Source organism: Streptococcus sp. 10824 (assembly GCF_013276595.1).
GTDB lineage: Bacteria > Bacillota > Bacilli > Lactobacillales > Streptococcaceae > Streptococcus > Streptococcus pseudopneumoniae.
Genome location: NZ_VMLH01000065.1, coordinates 1 through 4705, shown reverse-complemented (window position 1 = coordinate 4705; position 4705 = coordinate 1). Strand labels below are relative to the sequence as shown.

Annotated in this window: 3 protein-coding genes; all 3 read right to left on the bottom strand. The window is 43.4% G+C overall.

What is annotated here, in order from left to right:
• Positions 1–103: 103 nt before the first annotated feature.
• Genes HT701_RS06350 through msrB form a run of 3 tightly spaced genes read right to left on the bottom strand, consistent with a single transcriptional unit; the run spans position 104 to position 4574 of the window.
• Positions 104–1852: an ABC transporter ATP-binding protein gene (locus HT701_RS06350; protein ID WP_001254298.1), complete on the bottom strand. Its 1749-nt coding sequence runs from the start codon at positions 1850–1852 to the stop codon at positions 104–106.
• A gap of 1 nt (position 1853) precedes the next feature.
• Complete coding sequence (locus HT701_RS06345) at positions 1854–3578, bottom strand: ABC transporter ATP-binding protein (RefSeq protein ID WP_000681711.1); 1725 nt, start codon at positions 3576–3578, stop codon at positions 1854–1856.
• 57 nt (positions 3579–3635) lie between these two features.
• Positions 3636–4574, bottom strand: coding sequence for a peptide-methionine (R)-S-oxide reductase MsrB (gene msrB, locus HT701_RS06340; RefSeq protein WP_023932754.1), 939 nt, complete (start codon positions 4572–4574; stop codon positions 3636–3638).
• Positions 4575–4705 lie beyond the last annotated feature (131 nt).

Genomic DNA, 4705 nt, shown 5'->3' with positions numbered 1-4705 from the left:
GATTTTCATTGAGTATTACAGTGAACAATTTTTCTAGCTATTGTAACAAAAAAGTCACCCGAAGGCAACTTTTTTCGTCCATAAACTTTCAAAAGAGAATGGCTTATTCAGAGCTAAAAGCTGCTGCTTGCTGCATTTGGTAATACTTACCCTTTCTAGCCATGAGATCCTGATGATTGCCATGCTCCACGATGTCGCCATCTACCAAGACAAGAATCAAATCCGCATCCTGAATGGTTGACAAACGGTGGGCGATGATAAAGCTTGTGCGCCCCTTCATGAGTTTTGCAAAGGCATCCTGTACTAGCACTTCTGTCCGTGTATCGATGGAGGAAGTTGCCTCGTCTAAGATAAGAATCTTTGGAATAGCCAAAAAGACTCGCGCTATAGTCAAGAGCTGGGTCTGACCGACAGAGAGAGATTCTCCTGCATTTTCTAACTTGGTATCGTATCCCTGTGGCAACTGTTGGATGAAAAAATCTGCATTGGCTGCTTTGGCAGCAGCAATCACCTGCTCCCGACTGGCTTCAGGATTTCCAAAAGCAATATTGTCATGAATGGTTCCTTGCTTGAGCCAGGTTTCTTGGAGCACCATGCCAAACTGCTGTCTCAATGATACTAGGGTATAATCATAAATGGATTGCCCATCCAGCAAGATATCTCCTGAGTTAATAGGATAGAAACGCATAAGAAGATTGATAAGGGTTGATTTTCCTGCACCTGTCGGACCAACGATGGCTACCTTGCTACCAGCTGGAATATCAATAGATAAATCCTTAATCAAAATCTTTTCAGGATGGTAACCAAAAGAGACATGTTTAAAGGAAATAGCTCCCTTAACTTGGTCACTGGTCAAGACTTCCTTGCCTGTTTCAGCAACCTCAGGACTTTCTAAGACAGCATAGACGCGCTCTGCGCAAGCCAGAGCACTTTGCAACTCAGCTAGCACTGAAGAAATATCGTTAAAGGGCTTGGTATACTGTTGGACATAGTTCAAAAAAGTCACTAAACGCCCAATGGTCAAGGTTGACCCCATCATGATACGATAAGCTCCTACTCCAGCTAGAATCGCATAAATGAGCGCATTGACAAAGCGAGTCGAAGGATTGACCGTTGAAGAATAAAAGATGGCCGACTGCGAATAGCCTGCGTAGTTGTCATTAGCCTCACACAGTCTTTTGATAAACTCTACCTGAGCATTAAAAGATTGAATAATAGTCTGCTGGCTAAGCGATTCTTCAATCAACTGAGTCTGAATTCCCCTTGTCTCTGTTTGCTTCTGGAAGAGATGATAGGAGCGTTTGGCAATAAAGCGTGAAACCACCATGGAAAGTGGCGTCAACAGCAAGACTAAGAGAGTCATGAGGAGGTGAATTTGCAGCATGGCTAGAATGCTAACCAGAATCATCAAGACACCAATGAAAAATTGGTTAAAAATCATGGTCAAGCCAGCTGCTAACTGTTCGATGTCCGTGGTTACCCGACTGACCATCTCTCCACTTCCTTGCCGCTCCACAAAAGCAATCGGTAAACGATGGAGCTTATAGATGATTCGCTCTCGCAAGTCTCTGGTATAAGAGAAGATTAGGCGATTATAAAGAAGAGGATTGGCCCATTGTACCAGAGTATTTCCTATAACTACCAAGATCATCTGGAGAAAAATCTGCCAAAAAACTGGTGAAGAACCAGCCACTAGGACTTGGTCGATGACCTGCCCAATCAAGATAGGTAGGTAGATTGATAAGCCAACCTGGGTAATAGTTCCTAGAAAGGCTAGGAAAAGGAGGAAGGGATTGCTTGCTAAATCTTTTGCCAAGCGTGTGAGCGTCTGGTTTGCAGTTTGTCGTCTCATGCTAGTCCTCCTTTCCATGTTGGGATGCATTGATTTCGCGATAAACTTGACTAGATTTCATCAAGTCCTCGTGCTTGCCGATAGCTAGGAGCTCTCCTTTTTCTAAGAGGAGAATCTGGTCAGCCATCTGTAAAGTCGAGGTTCGTTGAGAGATCAAGATTAAGCTCGTATTTAGCAAATTTTCTCGGATAGCTTTCAAGAGCTTAGACTCGGTAATGGTGTCGAGGGCCGAGGTCGCATCATCTAGGATGAGAAATGGAGCTTGGCGCAAGACTGCGCGAGCAATAGACAGCCTTTGTTTTTGTCCACCTGAGAAATTTCGACCTCCTGCCTCAACAGTGGCATCCAAGAGCCCTTCCTTTTCACTAACAAAATCCTTAGCTTGCGCAATCTCCAAGGCCTGCCAGAGTTCCTGGTCAGATACTTCTTGATGTAAACCTAGAGTCAAGTTAGAACGAATGGTTCCCTTAAAGAGTTCGACTTTTTGGGGCACATAGGCAATCCAAGACCGCCACTGCTCCAAATTAAGAGGACTACGTCCATTTCGATAAAGGTCTATACTCCCCTTGTCTGCTGGATAAAGTCCAAGTAAGACTTGCACCAAGCTTGATTTACCAGAACCAGTTCCTCCGATGATACCAAGGATTTGCCCTTGCTTCATATTAAAGGAAATGTCTCTCAGAGAAGGCTGGGCCGCATCAGGATAGGTAAAGGTCAGTTCTTGAACTTGTAAAACCTGATCACTGCTAGCTTGCTTTTGTTCTAATTCTGAATGAATATCTTCTGGAGCCTCAGCAAAAACTTCCTCGATTCGCTTAGCTGAGATGTAGGACTGGTTGAGGGAATTGATCAGCATGGCTAGCTTGACCAATTCCACCAAAATCTGTAAGAGGTAATTGATAAGAGCAATGAGAGCACCTTGACTGAGCACTCCTCCTTGAATTGAAATATAGCCTTGCCAGATAATAACGAGAAGAGTTCCATTGACAATCAGATAGGTCAGAGGTGTTAATAAACTAGACCAGAAACCTGTCTTTTCTTGTAATCTAGCATAAACTTGGTTAAGGGTTTGAAAAATCTGTAACTCTCGTTTTTCTTGACCAAAAGCACGAATAACCCGCATCCCTTGCAATTGCTGGCGCGTTTCCTGAACCAGTTGGTCCGTTTTCTTTCTGAGACTACTGTAGAGAGGATTGACCAATCGAGATAACCCTACAATGACAATGGTCAAAATGGCAACCATGACTAAGAACCAGAAAGTCAACTCAGCTGAGATTCGATAAGCCATAAAAATGGCACCAAAAACGATAATGGGCGCTCGCAAAAAGAGACGCAGGAATTGATTGATACCAGTCTGAATCTGGTAGGTATCCGAAGTCAAGCGAGTGACCAAACTAGAAGTTGTCAGACGGTCTCTGCTGTCCTTGGACAAGGAAAGAATATGACGATAAAGATCGTTTGTCAATTCCTTAGCAAAGCCTACTGCTGCCTTTGCTGAGTAAAATTGAGCTATCAAGGCCACTAAAACGCCAATTACTGCAAAGATAAGGAGCAGGCCAATCTGCATCCAGAGATGACCTTGATCTCCCTGAGGTAAAGATTGGTCAACAATCCCAGCAATCACCATGGGAACCAAGAGCTCAAAAACAGCTTCTAACAGCTTGAACAAGGGGGCTAAAATTGATTCCTTGATGTAGGGTTTGAAGTAAGATAATAGGTGTTTCATAAATCCCTTCTATTCATATTCTAGAAATGAAGAAAGTGGGAAGCCCCACTCTCTGTTTTATTTGTTTAAGTAAGGCAATAGATAGCCATATCCTGCTTTTTCCATCTCATCCTTGGCCACAAAGCGTAAAGAAGCAGAATTGATACAGTAACGGAGGCCGCCTAACTCCCGCGGTCCATCTGTGAAAACATGACCCAAGTGAGCGCTGCCTGAACGAGAACGAACTTCAATTCGCTCCATTCCATGGCTCAGATCCTTGTAATAATGAATCAACTCTTTGGAAATCGGACGGCTAAAACTTGGCCAACCACAACCTGAAGCAAACTTATCCTTGGCAAAAAAGAGTGGCTCACCCGTCGTAATATCTACATAAATCCCCTCTTCAAAGGTTTGGTCATAGGCATTGGTAAATGGAGCCTCTGTAGCAGCTTCTTGTGTGACACGATAAGACTCTTCAGATAGACTGGCCTTTAACACTTCTTGGCTAGGCTTTTCATAGTTTGCTGCATCAATCAATGGCTTATCAGCATCGGTCACATCGATATGACAGTAACCTGAAGGATTCTTCCTGAGATAATCTTGGTGGTAGTCTTCAGCCAGAATGTAGTGGCGTAATTGCTCCACTTCTACTGCAATCTTTCGATCCAGCATGCGTTCCTGCTCCTGTACCACTGTGTAGATAGCTGGCAAATCTGCTTCATCCTGATAATAAATCCCAGTTCGATATTGGCGACCACGGTCATTCCCTTGTTGATTGATAGATAGAGGATCGATAACTCGGAAATAATAAAGTAAAATCTCTCTGAGTGACACTTCCTTCTCATCGTAAATCACTTGGACCGTTTCTGCATGGTCTGTTTCCTTGATCAACTGGTAATTGGTCGTTTCGACTTGACCATTAGCGTAGCCAACACTGGTTTCTAGCACTCCAGAAATGCGTGAAAAATATTCCTCTAGGCCCCAAAAACAACCACCTGCTAGATAAATTTCTGCCATCTTTATTTCTCCTTTATCACGTTTTTAACTAATACTCTTCGAAAATCTCTTCAAACCACGTCAGCTCACATCTGCAACCTCAAAACAGTATTTTGAGCTAACTTCGTCAGTTCTATCCACAACCTCAAAAC

Excerpts from the sequence above, each read along its gene's own strand:
- HT701_RS06350 (WP_001254298.1), bottom strand. The coding sequence starts at position 1,852 with ATGAGACGACAAACTGCAAACCAGACGCTCACACGCTTGGCAAAAGAT.
- HT701_RS06345 (WP_000681711.1), bottom strand. The coding sequence starts at position 3,578 with ATGAAACACCTATTATCTTACTTCAAACCCTACATCAAGGAATCAATT.
- msrB (WP_023932754.1), bottom strand. The coding sequence starts at position 4,574 with ATGGCAGAAATTTATCTAGCAGGTGGTTGTTTTTGGGGCCTAGAGGAA.